Raw genomic sequence first — 26,000 nt, 5'->3', positions numbered from 1 at the left:
GTTGCGAACGGGCAAAAGCGCCTCGTCACGCGTCCGTGTCGTCGCAGTTCGATTCGATTTCGACGCTCCACTTCGGGTGCGGAACCGTCTTTTCACCGATGCACGTCGGGAACGTTTTTTATGTATGACGCAATATCACGGAGCGAATGGACCTTGAGGCGGTACCCGGCGTCGGTGCGAAGACCGCGGACGCGCTCGCGGAACTCGACGACGCCGAGCGAGCGTTGGAAACCGGCGATGTCGCCACGTTGGCGCGAGCGCCGGGAATCACGGAAGGGCGGGCCGCTGCCATCGCGCGCGGTGCCATCAGGATTCGACACGACGACGACGGCGGCTTTCTCGCCACCGACAGGGCGCGGGAGTTGTACCGAGACGCCCTCTCGCTCGTGAAAGCGCGGGCCGTCACGACGTACGCGAAAAAGCGTCTCGAAACGCTGTATCCCAGTTCCGCCGCATCCAGAATCGAAGAGGTACAGGCGTTCACGCGCGCGTCGATGGAACGAACGCCGACGGCGGACGTTCGGGCGGCGTTGGCCGACGTCGAACCGCTCTCGGCCCCGCAAGGCGTTCGGGTCACCGACCGCTGTCTGGCGACGACCGACGCCGAGCGGTACGCGAAAGCGCGCGAGGTGATTCCCGAACTGCCGGTCGAAGTCGTGGAGGACACGCGGGAACTGGCGGAACTCGCGCGCGGGTACTCCACCGTCGTCGCGCTGGACGAGGCGTTCGCGGGCGTCACCATCGACGGTGACGTTCGCGTCGAACCGGGTGCGCTGGAAACCCCTGCGGAACTCGTCCCCGAGCGTCCGCTCGCCTTCTTCGCCGCGAATCGGGACACCCTGCTCGCCGCCGCCGAAGTCCACCGCGTCGCGGGGATGGACGCGCTGCTCGACATCGACGGATTGGAGTCCGCACTCGCCCGCGTCACCGCGGATGGCGGGGTGACGGGCGACGACGAACTCGCTCGGTTGACGGACGCCATCGCCGACTTGGACGCCGCCGTCTCGATGGCCGAAAACGTCGCCAACGACCGACTTCGGGAGGCGATTCGGGAGCGGGACGTGACCATCGAAGGCTCCGACCTGCTCTCGCTGGTCGAGCGCGGTGCGGGCGTCGATTCGCTCCTTTCGCGCGAGTTGGGCGACGAGTACGACGCCGCCGTCGAGGCCGCCCGCGAGCATTTGGTCGAGACGCTGGCGCTGGACGCAGGTGAAACCGAACTCGCGCGGCAGGCGTTCCCGGAGGACCCGACGTTTCCCGTGGAGCACGACGAGAGCGTGATTTCGCGGCTCCGAGAACAACTGGAAGCCGAAAAGTCGCGGCGGGCGGCGCGACACAAGCGCGAACTCGCCCGCGAACTCGCGGACGAGCGCGAGGCGGCGGAAGAACTCGTTCGCGCCGCGCTCGAACTGGACGTGGAACTCGCCGTCGCCCGGTTCGCCAGCGACTTCGAGTGCGTCATGCCCGACTTCGACGGCGACGGCTTCGACATCGCGGCCGGGCGCTCCCCGTTGCTCGACGTGGAGTTCGCCGCCGTCGAACCGGTCGATTACGGCGTCTCGGGCGTGGCCCTCCTCTCGGGAGTCAACAGCGGCGGGAAGACGTCGACGCTCGACCTCGTGGCGCTCGTCGTCATCCTCGCCCACATGGGCCTGCCGGTTCCGGCGGACTCGGTTCGCTTGCGACGGTTCGAGGAACTGCACTACCACGGCAAGACGCAGGGAACTCTCGACGCGGGGGCGTTCGAGAGCACGCTCCGGGAGTTCGCGGCCCTCGCCGACGGGCAGGCGGGCCGCCTCGTGCTCGTGGACGAACTCGAAAGCATCACCGAACCCGGCGCGAGCGCGAAAATCATCGCGGGGATTCTGGAGGAGTTGGGCGAGCGCGACGTGACCGGCGTCTTCGTCTCCCACCTCGCCGACGAGATTCGGGACGTGGCGCGGTACGACGTGGCGGTCGATGGCATCGAAGCCAAAGGACTGGTCGACGGCGAACTCGTGGTCGAACGCTCCCCGGTGAAAGACCACCTCGCTCGTTCGACGCCCGAACTCATCGTGGAGAAACTGGCCGACGGGGGAGAAAACGGGTTTTACGACCGACTGCTGGCGAAGTTCGAGTAGCCCGACAGCCAGAACTGTTACCTACGAGGCTGTCGTTCCCGTTTGTGCCCCGTCGGGGGGAGGAGAGATATAATATGGCACACCAGTTCGAATGTACGCAACAGGATTGTGACTTTATGGTACGAGCCGACGACGAGCAAGAAATCGTCGATATGGTGCAGGAACACGCTCGAGAAAAGCACGGTATGTCGATGGACCGAAACGACGTCCAAGGCGCGATAGAGCAAAGCTAGTCGCTCAAACGACCGTTCATCGGCTCTTTTGTCTCTGGCGAAGGATTAAGTAGCTACGCGAGCGTGGTGAAAGTGATGGCAGACGACCCCGAGGAGGGGATGTTGTCGTGGGACGAGTCGGTGTTCCGCGAGGAGCACGTCTTCGAAATCGACTACGTTCCGGAGACGTTCAAACACCGCGAATCCCAGACACAGAGCCTTCAATACGCGCTTCGGCCAGCAGTTCGCGGGTCGCGCCCACTCAACGTCATGGCGCGCGGACCGCCGGGGACTGGCAAGACGACTTCCGTACAGAAACTGTTCGACGAACTGTCGGCCCAAACCGACGTTCGGACGGTTCGCGTCAACTGTCAGGTGGATTCGACGCGGTACGCCATTTTCTCGCGCATCTTCGAGGGGATATTCGATTACGAACCGCCGTCCAGCGGTATCTCGTTCAAGAAGCTGTTCCGCCAAATCACGGACAAACTGGTCGAGGAGGACGAGGTGCTCGTCGTCGCGCTGGACGATGTGAACTACCTGTTCTACGAGGGGGAAGCCTCCGATACGCTCTATTCGCTCCTCCGCGCTCACGAGGCCCACAGCGGGGCGAAAATCGGCGTCATCGTCGTCTCCTCCGACCTCAACCTCGACGTCATCGAGGAACTCGATACCCGCGTCCAGAGCGTCTTTCGACCCGAGGACGTGTACTTCCCGGTCTACGACCGACAGGAGATCGTCGATATCCTCGGCGAGCGCGTCAAGCGCGGCTTCCACGAGGGCGTCATCGGCCCGGACGTGCTGGAGCGCGTCGCCGAACTCACCGCCGAGAGCGGCGACCTTCGCGTCGGCATCGACCTCCTCCGGCGCGCGGGCCTGAACGCCGAGATGCGCGCCAGCCGAACCGTGAGCCTGCAGGACGTGGAGGACGCCTACGAGAAATCCAAGTTCGTCCACCTCTCCCATAGCCTGCACGCCTTGAGCGAAAACGAGGTCGCGCTCGTCCGCGTCATCGCCGAACACGACGGCGAGCAGGCGGGCGAGGTGTACGACGTCTTCCACGAGGAGACCGACTTGGGTTACACCCGATATTCCGAAATCATCAACAAGGTGGACCAACTCGGCATCATCGACGCCACCTACACCAACGTCGATGGTCGCGGACGGTCGCGGTCGCTGTCGCTGCGATACGACCCCGAAGCCGTGTTGGCGCGGTTGGACGACTGAGACATCGGCCGATTGGTTCTTTTTTCGGTGTGTTTCGACTGTCGTAGAACCGTCGGGTATCATGCAAGCGACCTTCTCAAGTACCTCGAATCCTTACGAAAGATACCATGAGCGACACCCAGTCCGGCCCGCTTCGACCGGACAACCCGGACGCCGAAACCGACTTTCGAGTTGACGCGCCGTTCGACCCGGCGGGGGACCAACCCGAGGCCATCGAGCAGTTGGCCGAGGGGTTCGACGAAGGGATGGAGAAACAGACCCTGCTCGGCGTCACGGGGTCGGGGAAGACGAACACGGTTTCGTGGACCATCGAGGAGGTCCAGAAACCGACGCTCGTCATCGCGCACAACAAGACGCTGGCGGCGCAGTTGTACGAGGAGTTCCGGAACCTCTTTCCGGACAACGCGGTGGAGTACTTCGTCTCCTACTACGACTACTACCAACCGGAGGCCTACGTCGAGCAGACGGACACCTACATCGACAAGGACGCGTCCATCAACGAGGAGATAGACCGGCTTCGACACTCCGCGACGCGCTCCCTGCTCACTCGGGACGACGTTATCGTGGTGGCGTCCGTGTCGGCGATTTACGGCTTGGGTGACCCGCAAAACTACGAGGACATGCGCCTGCGACTGGAAGTCGGCGAGGAAATCGGACGTGACGAACTCCTCGCCCGTCTCGTGGACTTGAACTACGACCGGAACGACATGGACTTCACCCAAGGTACCTTCCGCGTCCGGGGCGATACCGTCGAAATCTTCCCGATGTACGGGCGCTACGCGGTTCGCGTCGAACTCTGGGGCGACGAAATCGACCGAATAGTGAAGATAGACCCGCTCGAAGGAGAAGTCAAATCACAGGAACCCGCCGTACTCGTTCACCCGGCGGAACACTACTCGATTCCCGAGGAGACGATGGCGGAGGCAATCGCCGAAATCGAGGAGGATTTGGAGCGCCGAATCCGCTACTTCGAGCGAAACGGGGACTTGGTGGCCGCCCAACGAATCGAGGAGCGGACCACGTTCGACCTCGAAATGATGAAGGAGGCGGGCTACTGTTCCGGCATCGAGAACTACTCGGTGTACTTCACCGAGCGCGAGGTCGGCGACGCGCCGTACACGCTTCTCGATTACTTCCCCGACGACTTCCTCTGCGTCATCGACGAATCCCACCAGACGGTGCCCCAGATTCGGGGGCAGTTCGCGGGCGACAAGTCGCGCAAGGATTCGCTCGTGGAGAACGGCTTCCGACTCCCGACGGCCTACGACAACCGTCCGCTCACATTCGAGGAGTTCGAGGAGAAGAGCGCGAAGACGCTCTACATCTCGGCGACGCCCGCGGACTACGAACGCGAGCAGAGCGAGCAAATCGTCGAACAGATCGTTCGCCCGACGCACCTCGTGGACCCGAAGGTCGAAGTCGCCGACGCCTCCGGTCAAATCGACGACCTGATGGCGCGCATCGACGACCGAATCGAGCGCGACGAGCGCGTCCTCGTCACGACGCTGACGAAGCGGATGGCCGAGGACTTGACCGAGTATCTGGAGGAGGCGGGCGTCGCGGTCGAGTACATGCACGACGAGACGGACACGCTCGAACGCCACGAACTCGTTCGCGGACTCCGGTTGGGCGAGTTCGACGTGCTCGTCGGCATCAACCTGCTCCGCGAGGGGTTGGACATCCCGGAGGTGTCGATGGTCGCCATCCTCGACGCCGATCAGCAAGGGTTCCTCCGCTCGGAAACCGCGCTCGTCCAGACGATGGGCCGCGCGGCCCGGAACGTCAACGGCGAGGTGGTCCTCTACGCCGACGAGGTGACGGACGCGATGGAGAGCGCGATGGACGAAACCGGACGGCGGCGTCGGATTCAACGGGAGTTCAACGAGGAGCACGGCTACGAACCACAGACCATCGAAAAAGCGGTTTCCGAGGCGAACCTGCCGGGAAGCAAGACCGACACCGGCGGCGTCACCCGCAACTCGCCGGAGACGGACGAGGAGGCGCTCGAACAGATTTCCCGACTCGAAGACCGGATGGAGGAGGCCGCCAACAATCTGGAGTTCGAACTCGCGGCCGACATCCGCGACCGGATTCGTGAGTTGCGCGAGGAGTTCGACGTGGAGACGGAGATCGGCGGCGTCGAACCGGAGCGTGGGGAGTTCTAATCCGGAATTCTGCCTCATCGTTCCTCGATATTTTCCCGAACATCAACCTTTTTCAGTGTAACTGTGCGTGTAGCAGTCACGATGTCACGATTACATGGAGCGACCGCACCGTGTCGGTTTTCGGATATTTCCGGCGAGACCAACCGCGTTCGATACGCGCCGTTCCCGAACGAGGGTGTTAGCTGAGGATGTCGCTTCCGCTAGGATTCTCGCCGACCGGGTTGGCTTTCTTCGTCCTATTGACTTTCCTCATTGCGACGACGGTCAACACGTTCGCCATGGAAGCGGCGGTACTGTTCACGCCCGCGTTCCTGTTCGTCTATCCGGAACTGGTTCCGGCGTTCCCCGACCTCGCGTTGCAGGGTGCTATCGGTCTCGCGCTGTTCGTCGAACTGTTCGGGTACACGAGTAGCGTTTCGGCCTACTGGTTCCGCGGACAGGTGGATTGGACCGTCGCCAAAGCCGTCCTCGCGGTCAGCGTGCCGGTCGCAATCGTCGCCAGAGCGGTGTCCTACTTCGTCCCGTCCACCGCGCTCAAAGTACTGTTCGGCGGGATGTTGCTCGTGCTCTCTTTCGTCCTCTATCTCTCGCATCGGGACGGAAAATCGCTCGGCGACTTGGTTGACGCGAGCCGACTCTTTGGAGATTCGTCCCGAATACGGACGGACGGTGGAACACCGGACACCACCCAGTTCGACCGGTTCGACCGCACAATCGCGGGCGTCGGCGGGGCGATGGCTGGCCTGGTCGGTATCGCCATCGGCGAACTCGCACAGACCCTGTTGACGGTCCGAAAGAACGTGTCCATCCGCATCTCCACGGGGACGAGCGCGCTCATCCTGCACGGAACCATCGTGTCCGCGCTCGTTGCGAACCTCCTTCTCCTGCGCTACGCGCCCGAATCGTTCAGCGGCCACGACTTCACCGTCCCGTTCGAGTTCGGCCTCGTCGCCGGGGTGACCTGCGCTGTCGGCGGTCAGACGGGTGCGTTCCTCAACAGCCGCGTTCCGGAACACCGGACCGTGCAGACGATGACGGTCGTCTACTCCCTCGTCGGCGTGTTCACCCTCGTCCGCGTGTTCGCCCTCGGCTGACGCCCTTCGAAGGGAATTTCGGTCGAATCAGTTCGATTCCGGTTCGACCTTTTCACCGATACTCGCGGTTTCGACCGCCTCGGTGTCGATTTCGGAAAGCGTCTCCTCGATGTCGTCCAACCCGAGTAGTTCGCGCGTCTCGGGGTCGAATTCGTTCGATTCGAGGAACTCCGCGCCGTCGCGCACGTCGCTGCCGGTGAGGTGCTTGCCGTAGCGGCCGACGAGCGAGGAGAGTTCCTGCGGCAGGACGAACGTCGTGGATTCTCCCTCGCCGATGGTTTGGAGCGTCTCCATCCCCTTCTCGACGATGGCGCGTTCGCCCATCGACTGGGCCGACTTCGCGCGGAGAACTATCGACACCGCATCCCCTTGCGCTTCCAGAATCTGGCTCTGTTTCTCACCTTGCGCGCGGATAACGTTCGACGCCTTCTCGCCTTCCGCCCGCTCGACGGCACCGCGGCGTTCACCTTGCGCTTCGAGAATCATGGCGCGGCGTTTCCGCTCGGCGCTGGTCTGCTGTTCCATCGCGTTGACGACGGCGCGGCTCGGCATCACTTCCTGCACTTCGACGCTCTCGACGCGAATGCCCCACTCGTCCGTCGGCGGGTCTATCTCCTCGCGGATTCGCCGGTTGATGACGTCACGGCGCGAAAGCGTCTCGTCGAGTTTCATGTCGCCGATGACGGCCCGGAGCGTCGTCTGTCCGAGGTTGGCGACGGCGCGTTCGTAGTTGTCAACGCCGAGAAACGCCCGCTCGGGGTCCATCACGCGAACGTAGAGGACGGCATCCGCGATGACGGGCGAGTTGTCTTGCGTGATCGCTTCCTGTTTCGGCACGTCGAACACCCGGGTTCGCATGTCGAATCGCCGCGTGGCGCTCACGAACGGTGGGATGAAATGGATACCGGGGTCGAGCAGTTTGCGGTACTCCCCGAAAACGGTCAACGCGCGCTTTTCGTACGGACCGACGATTTCCACGGCGCTGTTCACCGTGGCAATCGCAAGGGCGAGCAGGAGGAGCCCCGCTATCGCCATCGTGTCGAGAAACGGGAGGGCGAGAAAGAAGAAGACGGCGAAACCGATGGCGAAGAGGGCTTTCCCTGCATTCATCCTCGACGTCGCCTTGCCGAGGGTGTAGAAGGGATTGTCCATACTACCCGATAGTTGTTCAGTTCGCATAACAGTTCCCACCGCGTCCGTCCCGAATCGAAGTATATAATCGGATTTGGATTATACCAAATCGATTTCGAGAGATAGAGTTAAACCCGGAACCGGCGCAGTATCCGGTGCATGATAGTCGTCGAAAACAGATTGTTCGTCGCCGAAGAGTACGCGGACCAGTTCGTCGAGCGGTTCCGAAACAGTATGGGTGAAGTGGAGTCCCAGCCCGGTTTCGTCAAGTTCGAGTTGCTGACTCCCGCTCGCCCCGACACGGATTCCTACGTCGCACAGACGTACTGGGAGTCGATGGCTGACTTCGAGGCGTGGACCGACACCGACGCGTTCCGCGAGGCGCACGCCGACCGACCGCCGAGGGAGATGTTCACCGACAAGAACCAACTGGAAGTGCACGAAGTCGCGTTCGAGCGGACGGGCGAGTAGTCGAGGCTCGTCTCTTCTGACGCTCTTTTCCGCCCGACGCACGTCTCACGGCCAGCGCTCGACCCTCTCGACGTTCGACTCACAAGCGGCGTCGTAACGCCGTCACCGTTTTTTCACCGATACCGTCCACGTCCCGGAGTTCGGCGTCGGAGGCCGCGCGAATCCCGTCCAGACTCCCGAACCGTCGGAACAGTTTTCGACGCGTCTGGGGTCCGACGCCGGACACGTCGTCCAAGGCCGTCGAAACGTCGTCGCGGAGCGTCTGGTGGTACTGCACCGCGAATCGGTGCGCCTCGTCGCGCACCCGCTGGAGGACGTGGAGGTGTGGCGCGTCGTTCGGCCAGTTGTAGGTGCCGTTCGGCGTGACGACGATTTCCTCGGCTTTGGCGAGTCCGACGGCGGGGACGTCCCAGCCGATGTCCGTCAGCGCTTCGCGCGCGGCGTCGAGTTGGCCCTCCCCGCCGTCGATGAGGAGCAGGTCGGGGTCCGGTCGTTCGTCGCGGCCTTCGACGGCCCGTTTCGCCCGCCAGCGAACGAGGTCGTGCATGTTCGCGTAGTCGTCGTTCTTCTCGGTCAGCTTCTTCCGACGGTAGTCGCGCTTCTCGGGCGACCCGCCGACGAGGACGACGTTGCTCCCGACCACCGACGACCCCTGCGCGTGGCTCACGTCGAAGCCCTCGATTCGCTCGGCGGACGGGAGGGAGAGCGCGTCCGCCAGCGCCCGGAGTTCGTCCGGGTTGCCCGCCCCTCTGCGGGCGTTTTTCAGCGCCAAATCCACGAGCGTCGCCTCCCGACCGGCACCCGGAACGCGAGTTCCGACGCCCTCCGCGTCCAACCAGTCGAGCACGTCCGCGTCGTCCGGTCGTTCGGAGAGCAACAGCGCGTCGGGCAACTCGCGTTCGGCGTAGAACTGCGGGATGAACCCGCCCAGTACCGCCGCCGCGTCGTCGCCGTCCGGCACCGACAGCGAGTGGTGGTCGCGGTCCACGAGTTGGCCGCGTTCGCTGTGCAACCGGGCGACGGTCGCCCGTTCTCCCTCGACTGCGGCACCGAGCACGTCCACGGTTCGCTCGTCCGTCCGTGACGAAATCGCGCCCGCATCTCCACCGTGGAACGATTCGACGGCTTCGAGTCGGTCCCGGAGGTTGGCCGCCCGTTCGAACTCGCGGTTCTGGGCGGCGGCCTCCATCTCGCGGCGGAGCGGGCGCGCCAACACGTCCACCTCGCCGCCCAGGAACCGCTCGACGCTCTCCACGTCGCCGAGGTACGCTTCCCGGCCGATTTCGTTCGTGCACGGCGCGGTACAGAGGCCGATGTCGTGGTCGAGGCACGGTCGGTCGCGGTTGGCGAACTTGTGGTCCGAACAGCCGCGGATGCCGTACGTCTCCCGGAGCGCCTTGACGACCGTTTCGACCGTCGATTTGTTCGTGAACGGGCCGAACACCGTCGCCCCCGTGCGGTCGGGGTCACGGGTGATCTCTATTTGCGGAAATTCGTGGCCCGTCACCTGCACCAGCGGGTAGGATTTGTCGTCCTTCAGGCGGACGTTGTACCGCGGCTGGTAGCGTTTGATGAGGTTCGCTTCCAACAGGAGCGCCTGCGTCTCCGTGTCCGTGACGGCGAAATCGAGCGCGTCGGCGCGTTCGACCATCCGTCCGATGCGGTCGCTCCGCGGGTCCGCGTACGACCGAACCCGTGCTCGGAGGTCGACGGCCTTCCCGACGTACCGAACCGTTTCGTCTTCCAAAAACTGATACACGCCGGATTCGCGCGGTAGTTCGCCCGCACGCTCCCGAACGGTGGCCGCGTCCATCGATTTCGACTAATCGGCGCTCGGCTTTGAACTTGTCCCTACCGCCGCTCGAATCCGACGGGCGGCGTCTTTCGCCTCGTCGCCATTTACGGGTACGCGAATCGGGTCCCGACCCGCACGTTCGATTATCAGTTCCTCCGACCGAGTAGTGACGTAGAGGGCGCCGAAGACGGCGGCGGCGAGCAACAACACCCCGCCGACCGGTAGTAACACGCTCGTGAGTAGGGTGAACGCGCTCACCATCATGCCGACCATCTGCTGGAGACCGAGAATAACGCCTCCCTCGGTCGGTGTCGTTCCGTCGAGGTTCGTGAGCAGACCGCTGCTGTTGAGCAGGTAGCCGCAGCCAACGAGAAGTAGGCCGTAAACGAAACTCCTGACGCTCCACGAGAGGTAGTCGGGCTTTCCGGCGGCTTGGGCGCGAGCGTCGAGAACGTTCGGTCGGTCTTCGTGGTCGAACCGTCTCTCACCCCCTTCGGGCATGAACGCGAGTAAACGATGGCTCGTCACCGCGATTCGTGCACCTTCCAACTCTATTTCCTCCTCTATTTCTTCACCCGCAAAGAGCATGTCGAGCAGGCGGTCGTCGGACGCCTGTGACAGCGGGGACTGTTCCATCGTTTACCGGGACAATCACTGCGATAAATAAGGTTGTGGCTGGGAACTCGCTCGCCAGATACAAATTCGAGACTCGCAAACGTCCCGTCATGGACGACGTTCGAGTGTGGTTGGTCGAGCGAACGTACAGCGACCGCGACCTACTGACGCTGGTGTACGCGACACCCGACGGCGAGCGATACCTCAGGAAGGAACGGGCGGGACGACTCGGCGGCGAGACGACCGCCGCAATCGACGTCGATGGTGAGCGGCTCTCCCCCGTTTCCGACGAGGACGACCAGGAGCGATACGCCGCCGAAGCGACTCGAATGAAGCGAAAACGCGACCCGAACGACACTGTGTGACACAGAACAACAATGTTATATGTTCGTTACCGAAAGCTGAAACTATGACCGCCATTCGACTCGACGGCGTGACGAAACGGTACGGTGACGTCACGGCCGTTAACGACCTCTCTCTCGACGTGAAAGAGGGGGAGGTGTTCGGCTTTCTCGGGCCGAACGGTGCGGGGAAATCGACGACCATCGACCTCGTTCTCGATTTCATTCGTCCGACGAGCGGCACCGTCACCGTCCTCGGGCACGACGCACAGGCAGAAAGCATCGAAATTCGGAATCGGACCGGCGTGTTGCCCGAGGGGTTCTCGGTCTACGACCGCTTGACCGGCATGCAGCACCTCGAATTCGCTATCGAAGCGAAGGACGCCGACGACGACCCGGCGGAACTTCTCGACAGGGTAGACATCCTCGACGCCGCGGACCGCAAGGCGGGCGGCTATTCGAAGGGGATGGCCCAACGCCTCGGGCTTGCCATGGCGCTCGTGGGCACGCCGGACCTGCTCATCCTCGACGAACCCTCGTCCGGGTTGGACCCCACGGGTGCCCGCGAGATGCGAGAAATCATCCGCGAGGAACAAGAGCGCGGGGCGACCGTGTTCTTCTCCAGTCACATTCTCGGCCAAGTCGAAGCCGTTTGTGACCGCGTGGGTATTCTCCGCGATGGCGAACTCGTCGCAGAGGACTCCATCGAAGGGCTTCGAGCGAACGTCGGCGACGGCACGACCCTTCGGGTCGAAACCACCTCGCTTCCGTCGGCGGCAGTCCAGCAGGTACGAGACATCGACGGCGTGGGGGGCGTCGAACGCGACGGCGAAACGCTCACCGTCGATTGTGATCGGAACGTCAAGACGACGGTCATCACCACCCTCGAAAACGCGGGTGCAACTGTCGCGGACTTCGACACGGAGGAAGCCTCGCTCGAAGACCTCTTCGTGGCCTACACCAGAGGCGGGGTGACGGCATGACGTGGCAATCAGTCGCACGAAAGGATTTCCGCGACTCCCTTCGGTCACGGTGGCTGTGGGTGTTGACGGCGCTGTTCGTCGTCCTCTTCGCCGTCCCACCGATTCTGGCCTTTTTGATAGAGAACGGGTCGATACAGGGTTCCGCCGGACAGAGTACGGACCAGTATCTCTACCTGATGAAACAGGAGACCGCCGTCCTCATTCCCCTCATCTCCATCGTCATCGGCTACGCCGCCATCACCGGCGAACGCGAGTCGGGAACGCTCAAGCTCATGCTTTCCCTGCCCCACTCGCGGACCGACGTGGTGCTCGGCAAGGTCCTCGGTCGAAGTAGCGTCGTCGGAATCTCCACCGTTCTCGGGTTCGTCGTCGCCGCTATCATCCTCCTGGTGACCTCTCTCACGTTCAAATTCGTCAACTACGTCCTCTTTGCCTCGCTCACGCTCCTACTCGGACTCGTGTTCGTCGGCTTGGCGGTCGGCATCTCGGCGGCCGCGAAAACCGGCCGTCGAGCGATGGTCACGACGATATCGTTCTACATCGTCTTCCTCGTGCTCTGGAGCGGGCTGGCCAAACGGGTGGCTAGCCTCCTCGGACGGTACGCCGGTGTGGGAACTGCCGGACAGATTTCGACGATTCTGTTCATCCGACTCCTGAACCCGATGACGGCCTACAAGACGTTGGTCGATACGATACTCCTGTCCAGCCAGCTCGATGCACGGGTCTTGCTGTTCAACCGCTACCTCCAGAGCACCGTCGCCACCATCCTCGGCAAACCCATTCCGATATACTTCAGCGACGCCTTCGTCATCGTCTACCTGCTGTTCTGGCTGTTCGTCCCCGTCGCGGTCGGCTACTACGTCTTCGACCGGGCGGACCTCTAACGGTCGATACCCGCCTCTTCCAACAGGTTCCAGAACTCGTCTTCGGACAGTATCGGTACGTCGTTTTCGTCCGCGTCGTTCGGCTTCGACTCCCCCGGATTCTCGCCGACGACGAGGTAATCCGTGTTGCCGGAGACGCTCCCCGTCGCGTTCGCGCCGTGATTTTCGACGAGTTCGGAGATGTCCGACCGCGGTTCCGAGAGCGACCCCGTGAACACGAACGTCAGGTCGGCGAGCTCGTCGCCGCCTGCCACCTCCTCCCGTTCGGGTTCGACGTGTTTCAACAGTTGCTCGACGACGGACCGGTTCCGTTCCGAGTCGAAGAACTCCCGAATCCCTGCGGCGACCTTCGGCCCGATGTCCGGAACGGCTTCCAGTTCGTCGCTATCGGCGTTCATCACGTCGTCCATCGATTCGAACGTCCGCGCCAACTCACGGGCCGTCTCGGTGCCGACGCGGGGAATTCCGATAGCCGAGAGGAAATCCGCGAGCGAAGGGCGTTTCGACTTCTCGATTTCGGCGAGTAGATTCTCGGCGCTCTTCTCGCCCCACCCTTCCAGTTCGAGCAGTTCCTTCTCGTCGAGTTCGTAAAGGTCGGGCAGGGATTCGAGCAGTCCCGCGTCGATGAGTTGGTTCACCCGCTCCTCGCCCAACCCGTCGATATCGAGCCCGTCGTCGCTTCCGTAGTACGCCACGGCCTGCCGAAGCTGTGCGGTACAGGCGAGTCCGCCGGTACAGTAGGCAATTGGCCCGTCGCGCTCGACCGGACTCCCACAGACGGGGCACCGGTCCGGCAGTTCGTAGTGTCCCTCGCTGTGCTTCTCGACGACTTCGGAGACGTAGGGAATCACGTCCCCCGCGCGTTTCACCTGCACCTCGTCGCCGACGTTGATGTCCTTCTCGGCGATTTCGTCTGGGTTGTGGAGACTGGCGCGCGAGACGGTGACGCCGCCGACATCGACGGGTTCGAGCAGTGCGACGGGGGTCAGCCGTCCCGTTCGTCCGACCTGCACCGTCACGTCCATGATGCTCGTTCGCTCCGAGCGAGCCGGGAACTTGTAGGCGTACGCCCAGCGGTACGAGCGCGCGGTCGTGCCGAGTTCCGCGCATTTCTCCCGGTCGTTCACCTTGATGACCGTCCCGTCGATTTCGTAGTTCAGGTCCGCGCGGTCGGCCATCAACTCGTCACGATATTCGATGCAGTCCTCGATGTCGTCCACCCGTTCGGTTCGGTCGTTCACCTTCAGACCGAACTCGGGTAACGCTTCGTACTCCGACCAGTGAGTCGGGAACTCCTCGCTCGCGGCGAGCACGTCGTAGAAGAAACAGTCGAGCGGACGTTCGGCCGTCACCGACGGATCGAGTTGTCGAAGCGACCCCGCGGCCGCGTTTCGCGGATTGGCGAACGGGTCTTCTCCCTGTTCGACTCGCTCGCGGTTGAATTCGGTGAACGCGTCCAGCGGAAGGTACACCTCTCCGCGAACCGCGAGATAGTCCGGGTAGTCGCCGCGGAGGTGGTGGGGAATGCTGGCGATGGTACGCACGTTCTCGGTGACGTCTTCGCCCGTCTCGCCGTCGCCGCGCGTGGCGGCGCGAACGAACTCCCCGTCCTCGTAGACGACTTCCAGTGATAGTCCATCGAACTTCGGATCACAGACGTACTCGACGTCCCCGACTTCCCGGTGAATTCGGTCGTCGAATCCACGGACGTCCTCGGCTTCGCCGCTCGAATCGATGGAGAGCATGGGTGCGACGTGCTCGACGCTTTCGAGTTCGTCCAGCGGTTCGCCGCCCACCCGCCGAGTGGGACTGTCCGGCGTTTGGACGTCGAATGCCTCCTCTAACTCCTGTAGCCGCGTGAAGAGTGCGTCGTACGTCCGGTCGCCGATTCGCGGGTCGTTTTCGACGTAGTAACGGTAGTCGTGATGGCGAATCGCCTCCCGGAGCAGTTCGGCTTGTTCGCTCGCTCCGGCTTCGTCCATCTCGGCTACGGGTTCGAAATCGGTGTCCGGCTCTTCGACGTACGGGTTCTCGTCCGCGCTCACCTCTGCCATCGTTCGGGCATTGTTCGTCGTCGGGTAAATATCTCGGTACCGCTGGTGCGCGGGAAACAAACCCCTGCAGTAGCAACCCCAGCGTTCACACCGCTTCCTGTTGGAATACCGCTTGATGACGGAGTACAGCGTTCACGAGCCGACGTTCAACGGAACGACCGACGACGATTGGAGTGCGCCCGAGGAGAAGGACTTCGACACGAACGACCTCTCGGACATCGCGAGCCACTTCGTCCTCTCCTCGTCCGGGTTCGATGACCCGGACCGGTACACCGACCTGACGCTCCCCGTCGTCGGCCCGGACGGACAGTTGAACAAGCACGCGGTCGAAACCGCCTACAGTGGTGCCCATAGCGTCGAACGGGTGGACGATATCGACGATGACACGAAATCGGACGCGAAGGACGTTCTCTCCGACCTCGCCGATAACTTCGACGACCTCGATGTGAACGACTGACGCGTTCGTGAGTGTCGTTGGGATTCGGTGACTGTTCCTGCGACTGGTCGCTATCGAACTGACGACGAGTAACGATGTGCGATATCGACCGTCCACTGTCGCTTCACTGCTGCTCGATAGAACGTCTCAAAGAACAGTTACAGCAGCTCAGCGACGTTCTCGATGGCGTTCCGGCAGAACGGACAGCGGTAGTTCGTCGAGAAGCCACTGGACTGAGCAATGGTTCTGGTTTCCAGTTCGTGGAACGCGATGTTCCGTCGACAGTCTGGACAGGCTACTTTTGACACGATTGTTGGTTTTCGACTGGACCCACTTAACTCCCGGGGGCCACAACAAATATATACTAACTCGTCGTTGGGCGTTGTCCTACGTGGCACTAGGATCGTCCGCAGGTACTCGAATCCGCGGCGAACGTCGAGACGACGACCCGTTCTCCCCGAATGTGTCTCTATGATTTGTCGAACTGAATGCGAACAGGCGGCACAACCGGTTTCGCGCGAGGGACGGCCACGCACCCGCCTCGACCGCTCGCGCGCCGACGATCAGGTCATGCCGGGGTTGGTCCCGGCACGGTATATAAACCCTTGCTGTGCTCCCTCGTGGACCTATCCCTCGAAGCCGTCTTCGAATTTGAAGGTCCGCATTCCACGTTTTTACGTCGTCGGGTCGGCTTCGCCGACCACTCCTCGCAAAAACCTGGACTAAAAACTCCCGCTCGGTCACGGTGCTCCCTCGCGGACCTATCCCTCGAAGCCGTCTTCGAATTTGAAGGTCCCGTTGCGCTGGACGATTTCTCCGTCCACCTCGATGAACGAGTCCTCGCTCATATCGACGATGATGTCCACGTGCACCGCGCTCTCGTTTTGCTCTCGCTCGTCGGGAACACAGATGTCGTAGGCCATGCCGACGGCGAGGTGAACGGTGTCTCCCATCTTCTCGTCGAAGAGCATGTTGTAGGTGAAGCGGTCGATGTCGCGGTTCATGCCGATGCCGAGTTCGCCGAGTCGCCGTGCGCCCTCGTCGGTGTCGAGCACGCCAGCGAGGACCTCCTCGTTCTTCTCGGCGCTGAAATCGACGACCTCGCCGTCCTCGAATTCGAGCCAGACGTTCTCCACGATGTTGCCCTGATGGACGAGTGGTTTGTCGAAGAGCACTTCACCCTCGACCGAATCGGGGACGGGTGCGGTGAACACTTCCCCGCCCGGAAGGTTGTTCTTCCCTTCGTCGTTGATGGTCTTCATTCCCGACACGGACATCGTGAGGTCGGTGGTGTCGCCGGAAACGATGCGCACCTCGTCGGCCGGGTCGAGAAGTTCGACCATCTGCTGTTGGAACTCGCGCTGTTCGTCCCAATCCTTGTTCATCGCGCTGTAGACGAACTCCTCGTAGGCTTCCGTGCTCATCTCGGCGAGTTGCGCGCTGCCGGGCGACGGGTACTGCGTGAGACACCAGCGCGACGAGAGGATTTCCTGCTGTATCGGCTGATACGCCTGATTGTACGCCGCGTGCGTTTCGGCGTCCACGTCGCTCATGTCCGAGGCGTTCTCGTGCGCTCGAACGTGGACGATGGCGTCCGCGGCCTCGAAGAGCGCCCGCTCGTGTTCGGGGGTTTCGAGGTCGTCCGGGTCGATGGCGCGAAGGAAGGCCGCCCGCTTTCTGTCTCGCCGACCCGCGGTGACGAGCGGAAACGCACCGCGTTCCCCGAGGAGTTCGGAGAGCGCAACCGCGAGGTCGTCCGCGACCGTCGGTGCGCGAACGACGACAGTATCGCCCGCTTCGACGTCGATGGAATGGTCAACTATCGTCTCGGCGTGGTCCCGAATTCGTTGGTCCATGGTGGAAAATTTTGCTGATACTGGGAACCACTTTCGATGTAATTTCTCCGGGAGCACCCTGCTCTTACCCTCGACTATTTGTCCGCCGGTGCGAAAGGAGCGCACATGCTAGACCTTCGGAGCGACACGGTAACGAAACCGAGCGAAGCGATGCGGGACGCGGCCACCGACGCCGACGTGGGCGACGACGTGTACGGCGAGGACCCGACCGTAAACGAACTGGAATCCGTCGCCGCGGAGCTGATGGGGATGGAAGCGGCCCTCTACGTTCCGACCGGGACGATGGGCAACCAGATAGCGGCGCGCGTCCACACCGAGCGCGGACAGGAGGTGCTGGTCGAGCGCGAGAGCCACATCTACAAGTGGGAACTCGGCGGACTGGCCCAGCACTCGGCGCTTCAGGTGCGAACGCTGGACGGCGGCGACCGCGGGATTCCGACGCCGGAACAGGTCCGTGACGGCTACGTCGAGGAGGACGCTCACCGACCCGGAACCGGGCTGTTGACGCTCGAAAACACGCACAACAGTAAGGGCGGCGTCGCCATCGCCCCCGAGAAGATAGACGCCGCGGCGGAAGCGGCCCACGACCTCGGCCTTCCGGTCCATCTCGACGGTGCGCGCGTGTGCAACGCGGCGGTCGCGCTCGACGTCTCGCCGTCTCGCATCACCGAGAACGTCGATTCCGTGATGTTCTGCCTCTCGAAGGGGTTGGGTGCGCCGGTGGGGTCGGTTCTCGCCGGTGACGAGGAGTTCATCGCTCGCGCACGACGCGTGCGGAAGTTGCTCGGCGGCGGCATGCGACAGGTAGGCGTGCTGGCCGGGCCGGGCCTGCTCGCGCTGGACAACGTGTCCCGACTCGAAGCGGACCACGAGAACGCCCGCGTTCTCGCGGAACTCCTCGCCGACGTGGACGGCCTCTCCGTCCAGTCGCCCGAGACGAACATCGTCCTCGTGAACACCGAAGACGCCGGACTCACCGCCGGAGAACTCCTCGACGCGTGCGAAGAACGCGGCGTTCTCGGGTCGGAATTCGGAACGCACGTCGTTCGGTTCTGCACCCACTGGGACGTGGACCGCGAGGATGTCGAAACCGCCGCAGAGCGGGTTCGAGACGCGCTCTAACTCGACAGGAGAGATTTACCGTCCGATTTGGGCGCCAGTGTACGCGAACGTCCGACTAGCTCTTGCTCGGAATCCTGTCGTCCCCGTTCGGCGGAATCGCGCTTATCCGAAACGTCGTCCTTCCTCGTCCTTCCGTACGAACGGGCGAAAGCGACGATGTGCAGTACTGTTTTCCGACCACTGTGTAGCGGCGATCTATCGAGCGACCAGGACGACACCAATAACCGCGAACGCGATACCGGCAAATTTGGTCATCGTAACCTCGTCTCCGAGGGCGACCATACCGATGATGGCTGCGACGACGAAGTACATGGCACCGAGAGTTGAGACGACCGTCGTTGACCCTTGTGCTAATCCGAAGTACATCGAGATAAGGCCGATTCCGGTGAACAATCCGGCCATGCCAGCAAGCAACCCTCCTCTCGCGGTAATGGCGATGGATGCGTCTGAAACGAGGATGAATCCGAGTGCGAGGAGTCCCGCTGTGAGATACGAGATGGCGGCTGCAGTCCTGGGGTCGATGGATTCCGACGCGGCGTTACCCAAGACGATCCAGATTCCCCACGTCACCATCGTAATCAAGCCGAACAAAACGGCCGAATCCGCTTCGATGAATTCCATTGGTGAGCGTCTCGTGTCTCCCCCCTAAGTAATCTCGTCCTCGTAATCACAGATTATTAAGTACCCTCTGCTACAGCGATATCCTCCTCGCCGTGAACGGCGTGGCTTGAGAACCGAGAAACAGCACGGCGGGCCAGCACGATAGCACGTTCGACGAACCAGCGGCGTCGTGACTTCGGCAAGGTATCGATTTCACCCCGCGCTACTCACTCGTCATGTTTCTCAGCAATGGTTTCGACAACGCCAAAATAGCGTACTATCTCGATGTCGGCTATCGCTGCCCCTTCTGCACTCCTTCCTGAAACCCCGTCAGCGTTCGGCGGATGAACAGATAGACGAAGAAGACGAAGCCGAGCATGATGACGAGAAGCGCGACGAATAGGGGGTCGTTGAGGAAGTTTTCGAAGATTCCGAGTGGTTCCATACCCAGTCTATCAGTCCACGAACCAAATTCGTTTCGCCGTTCTAGTGACAAAGTTGATTGACGAGCGGTTTCATACGGTCACTTATGGCTGATCTCTTGCCCTCCAGTTCCGACGTGGAACCCCCTTCGGGCGGCACTCCTCGGGTGCTCGGGGTGGACAGTGACGACGCCGACGATCTACTCGGGGCGCTCTCGTCCGAAACCGCACGCAGTCTTCTCTCCGAACTTCACGACCAACCGGCGACCGCTTCTGAACTGAGCGACCGCGCCGACACTTCGCTTCAGAACGCCCAGTACCACCTGAAGAAGTTGGAAGATGCGGACCTTATCTCCTCCGTCGATACCATCTACTCCGAAAAGGGCCGGGAAATGAAAGTGTACGCGCCGACGGACGGCCCGCTCATCCTCTTCGCGGGCACGGAAGAGCAGACGACCGGACTGAAAGACGCGCTCTCCCGCGTCCTCGGCGTTGCCGTCCTGCTCGGTCTCGTCAGCGCCGCGATTCAGTACGCCGTCTCCGAAGGGCTGTTACAAATCGGCAAGAGGGCCGCGGAAACGGCATCCGGCGGCGGGCAGATGGGGACGTTTTCGACCGAATCGACGGCGGACGCCGCCGGAAATGTACTGGCGACGATTCCGCCGGGAGCGTTGTTTTTCGCGGGCGGTGCGCTCGTTCTCGCCCTCGGTGCGGCGGTATATTTCGTTCGAAATCGATAACTAAAACGCTCTTTTGAGCTTACCAAGGGTACATTATGTCCCTCCGCATAGGATGAAATGGAGCCGCCTTGCTTCGGCCCTCCACTGGTACGCCATCAACTTTCCAGCCCTCCAACGGGAATCTCCCCCATGATTTTCCCGTCCTGCCTGTAAATCCTCCCAGCGAAGCCCTTCTCCCTCGGTTCGAGTTCGATGTGTGTCGGATGGTTCCCCCGCGGCTGTGCGTAGCTCCCCGGATTCAACAGCAACACCTCGCCAGCGCGCTCGGCGAGGTGTCGGTGCGTGTGCCCGAACACGACCACGTCCGCCTCTCGCTCCCGGCCGAACAGGGACAGTGCCGTGCTGCCCCCTCGTTTCCGGTGCGTGAGAGCGAACCGAATCCCGTTTTCCTCGAACGTGCGCACCTCCGGAAGCCGGTCGGCGACCGCTTCGGTCGCGTTGTTGCCGCGAACCGCCACCAACCGCGAGCTTTCCGCTTCGAACGCGTCGAGCGCCGCCGCGGTCGTAAAGTCCCCCGCGTGGACGACGAGTTCGGCGTTTCGCACGGCGTCGAGCGTTCGTCCCGAAAGCTCGTGACCGGTCGTGCTGTGGGTGTCCGAAACGATGGTTATCATGCTCCGACGTTGGTAGCCCCTCGTTTTCCGTCTTACGTCGGGTCGCGCTCGATTCTCACGGGTCGGTTCCGCGGTGTCGTCGGACTTCCGTTCGGCCCTCCGTCGTAAGGACTTTGACACCTCCTCGCCGCTAGTGGCATAATGGCGAATAGCAAGTCCGTCGTGATTGCCGCCCTCGTCGCAAACGCGGCGATTGCCGTGATGAAGTTCGTCGGTTTCGTCCTCACCCAGAGTCCGGCCATGCTCTCCGAGACGTTTCACTCCATCTCCGACACCGGGAATCAGGTGTTCCTCCTCATCGGTATCTGGTTCGGCGGGCGGAAACCGACGCGCGCTCATCCGTTCGGCTACGGCAAGGCACAGTTCTTCTACAGCTTTCTGGTCAGCGTCCTCCTCTTCGGCATCGCCGGGTGGGAGAGCGCGAAACACGGGTACGAAGCCCTGCTCCACCACGAGACGGTCAACGGTGAGGCGGTCCATTTCCTCGGACAAACGTTCCCGCCCGTCTACGTGAACTACGCGGTCCTCATCGGTGCTATCGTCTTCGAGAGCTACGCCTTCAGCAAGGCGTACCGCGCGACGAAACTCGAAATCGACCGCCGAAACTGGAGCGGATTCCGCGAGGCGTTCCACAAGACGAGCGACGTTTCGACGTTGACGGCGCTCACCGAGGACACGGTTTCCGTCAGCGGTGCCGGGTTCGCGCTGTTCGGCATCTGGCTGTCGCAAATCACCGGGAACCCGATTTACGACGCCGCCGCGGCGCTCCTCATCGGGCTTCTCCTGATGGGCTTCGCCGTCGCGCTCGCGTGGGAGAACAAGCGCCTCTTGCTCGGCGAAAGCCTGCCCAAGGAAGAGGAGGACCTCCTCCGGTCCAAGCTCGACGGCTGGGAGGGCGTCACCGAGATAATCGACTTCCGCACGGTCTACTTCGGCCCCAACCGCATCATCGTCACCGCCGACGTGGCGTTCGACCCGACGCTCGACACCGGCGAAATCGACGAACACATCACCGACATCGAAAACGAACTGTTCGAGACCAACGACAGCGTGAAGAAGGTGTACATCGAGCCGGAAGTGCAGGAGACGGCATCGGAATCGGTCGTCTAATCGCAGCACTCGAAACCGGTCCGCATCGGGTGCAAAACACGCGTTTCTCTCACGTAGGCAAGGGTTTTTGAACCAAGCCGCGAATATCCCGTATCGTGTCCACGACGAACGAGTACATGCGGTTCTTCCCGTACGATTCTCCCTACGAGAACCAACGGGAGGCGATGGACCGCATCTACAACGGATTGACGCGCGGGCAGGACGTGCTCTTCGAAGGCGCGTGCGGGACGGGCAAGACGCTCTCGTCGCTCGTCCCCGCGCTGGAGTTCGCGCGCGAGGAGGACAAGACGGTCGTCATCACGACCAACGTCCACCAGCAGATGCGCCAGTTCGTCACGGAGGCGCGCGAGATAACGCGAAAGGAACCGCTCCGCGCCGTCGTCTTCCGGGGGAAGGGGTCGATGTGCCACATCGACGTGGATTATCAGGAGTGTCAGGTGCTCCGGGACAACACCTACGAGGTCGTCGATAAAGAACGCGACAAGCGGGAACTCGAACAGCGCCAGAGCGAACTGCTCTCCGATATGCAGGAGGGCGATTCGAACGCCGCCGAGGCGCGCAGCGCGGTGATGGACGAACTCGAACAGATTCAGGACGAGGTGGAGAATCTGAAGGAGAAGAACGTCTGTGAGTACTACTACAACAACCTCACGGGGAACACCGAGGAGTTCTATCAGTGGCTCTACGACGGCGTTCGGACGCCCGACGACATCTACGAGTACGCCGAGCAACAGCACATGTGCGGCTACGAACTGCTGAAGGACGGAATGGAGGGCGTGGATTTGGTCGTCTGCAACTATCACCACCTCCTCGACCCGATGATACGCGAGCAGTTCTTCCGGTGGTTGGGCCGCGACCCGGAGGACGTCATCACCATCTTCGACGAGGCGCACAACATCGAGGGGACGGCCCGCGACCACGCCTCGCGCACGCTGACCGAGAACACCATCGACAGCGCGCTGGACGAACTCCAGGAGAGCGACGACTTCCGGAGCGAGGCGGGATTCAACGTCCTCGCCGCATTCCAGCGCGCGCTGAAAGCCACCTACGAGGATTCGTTCGGCTTCGGCGAGCGCGAAGCGGTCGGCGAGAACTGGCAGGACGTGGCCGTCGCGAACGAGAACAAACGCGACGACCTGACGCTGAACTTCTTGCAGGAGTACTCCGGGAAGGGCATCGACGCGGAGTTGGACGACGCGCTCTCGCTCGCCAAGGAACTCGACCAGAAGTACGAGGACGCCTACAAGGAGGGCGACGCGACGACGCGAAAGGAGTGCCAGACGTTGCAGGCCGCGGCGTTTGTCAAGTCCTATATGGACGAGGGGGCGGAACTCGGACAGTATCCGGTCGTCGCGGTGCGGCGCGACGAGGGAACCGACCAAGTGTACGGACGAGCGGAACTGTACACCTGCATCCCGCGCGAGGTGACGCAGGCCCTGTTCGACGAGGTGTACGCGACGGTGCTGATGAGCGCGACGCTTCGCCCGTTCGACGTGCTGTCGGACGTGCTGGGGCTCTCGGAACCCGTCACGCTGGCCTACGGACTCCAGTTCCCCGAAGAGAACCGTCGCACTTTCGCGGCCGAGACCCCGGCGTTGTTCGCCAGCGAGCGAAGCGACCCGGAGACGCAGGAGACCATCGCCGAGGCGTTGACCGACGCGGTTCGGTTCACCGCCGGGAACACGCTCGTCTTCTTCCCGAGTTACGCCGAGGCGGAGCGCTACCGCGACCTCGTTCGGAACCGCGTCGATGCGACCCTCTACTTCGACGAGGCCGGAACCCCCGTCGAGGAACTCCGCCAGCAGTTCACGTCGGACGGCAACGGCGTGCTCTTCACCTCGCTGTGGGGGACGTTGGCAGAGGGCGTCAGTTTCGACGGCGACGACGCGCGGACCGTCGTCGTGGTCGGCGTCCCGTACCCGCATCTCGACGACCGAATGGATGCGGTGCAGGACGCCTACGATACGGTGTTCGCGGACCGCTCCGGCCGGAATTCGGGCTGGGAGTACGCCGTGGAGATTCCGACGATTCGGAAGACTCGGCAGGCGCTCGGGCGGGTGATTCGCTCGCCCGAGGACTTCGGCGTTCGCATCCTCCTCGACAAACGCTACACCGAGAAGAGCGTCCGTGAGATGGGAAAGTACAGTGTTCGGGAGACGTTCCCCCCCGAGGAACGCGGGGAGACCATCGACATCGCGCCGGAAAAGCTCAAGTTCGCCATGCTGAACTTCTTCACGGACAAGGACGCGTGGGACGGCGACCCGCCGAAACCGCAGTAAAAACGGAACCGAGAGCGAATCAGACGGGAAGCGAGAGTCTGGCGGCGGTTTCCTCGTACTTTGCATCCCAGAGGTGGAGTTCCGTGACGCTCCACGAAATCGAATCGATATCGCGTTGGGCGAGTTGTCGCGCCGTCTCCACGTCCCCGCCGCGCGCCAGCGTGACGTGCGGAACGTAATCCTCGCCTTCCAACCCCTCGATGGTCCCGAACTCCTCGGTCAGTTCGTCGTGGAGGCGCTGCAGGCCGGGGCTTTCGACGCCGAGATAGACGACGGGACCCGCGCCGCGCGTCGGCGTTTCGAAGTAGTCGATGTCCGAAACTTTCGCCTCGAACGCGGGCGTTCCGACGAGCGCGGTTCGGACCCGCATCTCCAGTCGGTCGTAGCCCCCGTCGTTTCCGAAGCGCTTGACGACGAGCGTCCGTCGGTCACGAACCTTGTCGAACCCGTAGAGGGAGGGGCGTAGCTCCTCCGCGAGTCGAGCGATGTCGCCGGGAACCGGGACGTTGAGGCTGAACACTGTTCGCTTCGAGCAGTGGGAGGAATATCAGGGTGGCGTTTGTCTGTCGAGACCGGCTGAACTCATGCGGTGCTGTTGCTGTCGTTCCGTATCGCGGAACCCAAAATCGAAACCCGCCACCTCTCCGTTCGGAGGCCGATACCCGACGCCCATTTGGTGTGGTTTATCGCCGGGTTGATCGACGACGGATGGTTGATCGTCGCGTTTCCAGTGATACGGTAGGAATGTCCTTCTGTGTCTTCGAGGGAGGTGACGGTGATGTGGGCAGCGTCACCCTTTTCGAGCGATTTGGGGAGCTGAACCGTTCCCGAACCGAAGATGGTATCGTTCGAAACGGACACCCTCACATTCGTTCCTGCCGGAATACGTTTCCCGCCGTGGTGTTCCACGGTGACCTCGCTCTCGTTCCGTTGAACGGTCAATCGCGGACGGTCGTCCATCCACTTCGGGGGCGTGGGCGGGTTCGAAACCAACTCGTGCTGATAGTCGAACTCGACGGTCGCGGAGCGTGTTCCCGTCGTTTGAACCGTTCCGGATAGGTCGTGGATGATGCCGCGTTCGTCGACGAGTGCGGTCGCGGAGAGCGTCTCGACGCCCTCCAGCGTCGAGGACCCCGAGGCCTCGTATCGGTACAACTTCGTTCCGTTGCGAACCGTCGTTCCGTTCGCGAGGAAGTCCGCGCTGGAGAGGATGGTTTTCATTCGTGGAGCAACGGATCCGATGCGTTGTCGGATGAAATTGGAGTCCCACCCGGAATTAACTCGGCAGGTGTCGTCCGCGAGTCGACACCATGCTACGCTATCGTTCCACGTGTATCCTCGATACGGGTTCCCCATTTTGTTCACTACCACTCCCTCACCCGTCTCCCGTATTCCCGCGCGGCCACCTCCTACGTGCGCGGTGAGGGTCGAGTTCATCCAGTTTCTCGACCCGACGTCCTGTCTCGGGCGGATACGAACGGTCATTCGATAGGGCTCCGATTCGAGCGCCGACTCGTGGGCGGACACCAACCGCTCGGCGTCGACTATCCACTCTCCGTTCGCGCCGGGCGGCGGTGACAGCGAACCGGTCGAAGTCGCGGTCGGTGTTTCTTCACCGGAACCGGAGTCGGTCCACGGGAGAAACCCCGAACAGCCGGAGGTCAGGACGAGGAGGGCCAACAGGAGGGCGGGTAGCCGTCGCATTCCACGACGTTACCGTCGGAACACA

Annotated in this window: 24 protein-coding genes and 1 pseudogene; 14 read left to right on the top strand and 11 right to left on the bottom strand. The window is 62.4% G+C overall.

The window, feature by feature from the left end; translation table 11 throughout:
• Positions 1–146: 146 nt before the first annotated feature.
• The 5 genes from B208_RS0109490 to B208_RS0109470 all read left to right on the top strand — a co-directional run bounded on the left by B208_RS0109490 (position 147) and on the right by B208_RS0109470 (position 6,818).
• Entirely contained in the window at positions 147–2,120 is a 1,974-nt protein-coding gene (locus B208_RS0109490) for a MutS-related protein (protein WP_007976455.1), read from the top strand.
• A 74-nt stretch (positions 2,121–2,194) separates the two neighbouring features.
• A complete protein-coding gene (locus tag B208_RS23320) occupies positions 2,195–2,353 on the top strand; it encodes a DUF1059 domain-containing protein (protein ID WP_007976456.1) in 159 nt (52 codons plus the stop codon).
• Positions 2,354–2,428: 75 nt separating this feature from the next.
• A complete protein-coding gene (locus B208_RS0109480; RefSeq protein WP_007976457.1) occupies positions 2,429–3,559 on the top strand; it encodes an ORC1-type DNA replication protein in 1,131 nt (376 codons plus the stop codon).
• Positions 3,560–3,666: 107 nt separating this feature from the next.
• Positions 3,667–5,724 (top strand): excinuclease ABC subunit UvrB, encoded by a 2,058-nt coding sequence (uvrB, locus tag B208_RS0109475; RefSeq protein ID WP_007976458.1) that lies wholly within the window; start codon positions 3,667–3,669, stop codon positions 5,722–5,724.
• A gap of 188 nt (positions 5,725–5,912) precedes the next feature.
• Positions 5,913–6,818, top strand: a complete 906-nt coding sequence (locus B208_RS0109470; protein ID WP_007976459.1) for a sulfite exporter TauE/SafE family protein — start codon at positions 5,913–5,915, stop codon at positions 6,816–6,818.
• Positions 6,819–6,845: 27 nt separating this feature from the next.
• Here the strand turns inward: B208_RS0109470 and B208_RS0109465 are convergent, their stop codons facing one another.
• Positions 6,846–7,853 (bottom strand): SPFH domain-containing protein, encoded by a 1,008-nt coding sequence (locus tag B208_RS0109465; protein WP_232423832.1) that lies wholly within the window; start codon positions 7,851–7,853, stop codon positions 6,846–6,848.
• A 255-nt stretch (positions 7,854–8,108) separates the two neighbouring features.
• Here B208_RS0109465 and B208_RS0109460 point away from each other — a divergent pair, with 255 nt between their 5' ends.
• Positions 8,109–8,420, top strand: coding sequence for an antibiotic biosynthesis monooxygenase family protein (locus B208_RS0109460; RefSeq protein ID WP_007976461.1), 312 nt, complete (start codon positions 8,109–8,111; stop codon positions 8,418–8,420).
• Positions 8,421–8,499: 79 nt separating this feature from the next.
• Here the strand turns inward: B208_RS0109460 and B208_RS0109455 are convergent, their stop codons facing one another.
• Positions 8,500–10,233: an excinuclease ABC subunit C gene (locus B208_RS0109455; protein ID WP_007976462.1), complete on the bottom strand. Its 1,734-nt coding sequence runs from the start codon at positions 10,231–10,233 to the stop codon at positions 8,500–8,502.
• 9 nt (positions 10,234–10,242) lie between these two features.
• Positions 10,243–10,851, bottom strand: coding sequence for a hypothetical protein (locus tag B208_RS0109450; RefSeq protein WP_007976464.1), 609 nt, complete (start codon positions 10,849–10,851; stop codon positions 10,243–10,245).
• Between the two features lie 89 nt (positions 10,852–10,940).
• On the opposite strand from B208_RS0109450, the gene B208_RS0109445 reads away from it, so the two are divergent.
• Genes B208_RS0109445 through B208_RS0109435 form a run of 3 tightly spaced genes read left to right on the top strand, consistent with a single transcriptional unit; the run spans position 10,941 to position 13,038 of the window.
• On the top strand, positions 10,941–11,195 hold the full coding sequence (locus B208_RS0109445) for a hypothetical protein (protein ID WP_007976466.1): 255 nt from the start codon (positions 10,941–10,943) through the stop codon (positions 11,193–11,195).
• A gap of 44 nt (positions 11,196–11,239) precedes the next feature.
• Positions 11,240–12,154 (top strand): ABC transporter ATP-binding protein, encoded by a 915-nt coding sequence (locus B208_RS0109440; protein ID WP_007976468.1) that lies wholly within the window; start codon positions 11,240–11,242, stop codon positions 12,152–12,154.
• Positions 12,151–13,038, top strand: a complete 888-nt coding sequence (locus B208_RS0109435; protein ID WP_007976470.1) for an ABC transporter permease — start codon at positions 12,151–12,153, stop codon at positions 13,036–13,038. The genes B208_RS0109440 and B208_RS0109435 overlap by 4 nt, the downstream gene beginning before the upstream one ends.
• Here B208_RS0109435 and ligA read toward each other — a convergent pair.
• Positions 13,035–15,092 (bottom strand): NAD-dependent DNA ligase LigA, encoded by a 2,058-nt coding sequence (ligA, locus tag B208_RS0109430; protein WP_007976472.1) that lies wholly within the window; start codon positions 15,090–15,092, stop codon positions 13,035–13,037. The genes B208_RS0109435 and ligA overlap by 4 nt on opposite strands.
• 115 nt (positions 15,093–15,207) lie before the next feature.
• On the opposite strand from ligA, the gene B208_RS0109425 reads away from it, so the two are divergent.
• Positions 15,208–15,549, top strand: coding sequence for a hypothetical protein (locus B208_RS0109425; protein WP_007976474.1), 342 nt, complete (start codon positions 15,208–15,210; stop codon positions 15,547–15,549).
• 740 nt (positions 15,550–16,289) lie between these two features.
• Here the strand turns inward: B208_RS0109425 and B208_RS0109420 are convergent.
• Entirely contained in the window at positions 16,290–17,384 is a 1,095-nt protein-coding gene (locus B208_RS0109420) for an aminopeptidase (protein ID WP_007976476.1), read from the bottom strand.
• 105 nt (positions 17,385–17,489) lie between these two features.
• Here B208_RS0109420 and B208_RS0109415 point away from each other — a divergent pair, with 105 nt between their 5' ends.
• Positions 17,490–18,506, top strand: coding sequence for a threonine aldolase family protein (locus B208_RS0109415; protein WP_007976478.1), 1,017 nt, complete (start codon positions 17,490–17,492; stop codon positions 18,504–18,506).
• Positions 18,507–18,701: 195 nt separating this feature from the next.
• On the opposite strand, the gene B208_RS0109410 is transcribed toward B208_RS0109415, so the two are convergent.
• The 3 genes and pseudogenes from B208_RS0109410 to B208_RS24300 all read right to left on the bottom strand — a co-directional run bounded on the left by B208_RS0109410 (position 18,702) and on the right by B208_RS24300 (position 19,551).
• Positions 18,702–19,127 carry an EamA family transporter gene (locus B208_RS0109410; protein ID WP_007976480.1) on the bottom strand — a complete coding sequence of 142 codons (426 nt, stop codon included), beginning with the start codon at positions 19,125–19,127 and terminating at the stop codon, positions 18,702–18,704.
• Positions 19,128–19,231: 104 nt separating this feature from the next.
• Positions 19,232–19,318: pseudogene (locus B208_RS25160) on the bottom strand (IS5/IS1182 family transposase); the annotation flags it as partial.
• An 80-nt stretch (positions 19,319–19,398) separates the two neighbouring features.
• Positions 19,399–19,551 (bottom strand): DUF7859 family protein, encoded by a 153-nt coding sequence (locus B208_RS24300; protein WP_007976483.1) that lies wholly within the window; start codon positions 19,549–19,551, stop codon positions 19,399–19,401.
• A gap of 84 nt (positions 19,552–19,635) precedes the next feature.
• On the opposite strand from B208_RS24300, the gene B208_RS0109400 reads away from it, so the two are divergent.
• The gene (locus tag B208_RS0109400; protein ID WP_026177796.1) at positions 19,636–20,268 is read left to right on the top strand and encodes an ArsR/SmtB family transcription factor; all 633 of its coding nucleotides are present in this window, start codon (positions 19,636–19,638) and stop codon (positions 20,266–20,268) included.
• 95 nt (positions 20,269–20,363) lie between these two features.
• On the opposite strand, the gene B208_RS0109395 is transcribed toward B208_RS0109400, so the two are convergent.
• Complete coding sequence (locus tag B208_RS0109395) at positions 20,364–20,882, bottom strand: metallophosphoesterase (protein WP_007976485.1); 519 nt, start codon at positions 20,880–20,882, stop codon at positions 20,364–20,366.
• A gap of 141 nt (positions 20,883–21,023) precedes the next feature.
• Here B208_RS0109395 and B208_RS0109390 point away from each other — a divergent pair, with 141 nt between their 5' ends.
• Both B208_RS0109390 and B208_RS0109385 read left to right on the top strand, forming a co-directional pair.
• Positions 21,024–21,992, top strand: coding sequence for a cation diffusion facilitator family transporter (locus B208_RS0109390; protein ID WP_007976487.1), 969 nt, complete (start codon positions 21,024–21,026; stop codon positions 21,990–21,992).
• Between the two features lie 95 nt (positions 21,993–22,087).
• Positions 22,088–24,271, top strand: coding sequence for an ATP-dependent DNA helicase (locus B208_RS0109385; protein ID WP_007976488.1), 2,184 nt, complete (start codon positions 22,088–22,090; stop codon positions 24,269–24,271).
• A 19-nt stretch (positions 24,272–24,290) separates the two neighbouring features.
• On the opposite strand, the gene B208_RS0109380 is transcribed toward B208_RS0109385, so the two are convergent.
• Both B208_RS0109380 and B208_RS0109375 read right to left on the bottom strand, forming a co-directional pair.
• Complete coding sequence (locus B208_RS0109380) at positions 24,291–24,791, bottom strand: 2'-5' RNA ligase family protein (protein WP_007976490.1); 501 nt, start codon at positions 24,789–24,791, stop codon at positions 24,291–24,293.
• A 62-nt stretch (positions 24,792–24,853) separates the two neighbouring features.
• On the bottom strand, positions 24,854–25,975 hold the full coding sequence (locus B208_RS0109375; RefSeq protein ID WP_007976491.1) for a hypothetical protein: 1,122 nt from the start codon (positions 25,973–25,975) through the stop codon (positions 24,854–24,856).
• Positions 25,976–26,000 lie beyond the last annotated feature (25 nt).

Origin of the sequence: Haladaptatus paucihalophilus DX253, from assembly GCF_000376445.1 — an archaeon.
Classification (GTDB): domain Archaea; phylum Halobacteriota; class Halobacteria; order Halobacteriales; family Haladaptataceae; genus Haladaptatus; species Haladaptatus paucihalophilus.
Note: the sequence above shows the minus strand (reverse complement) of the source record. Positions and strands in the feature narration are given on the sequence as shown.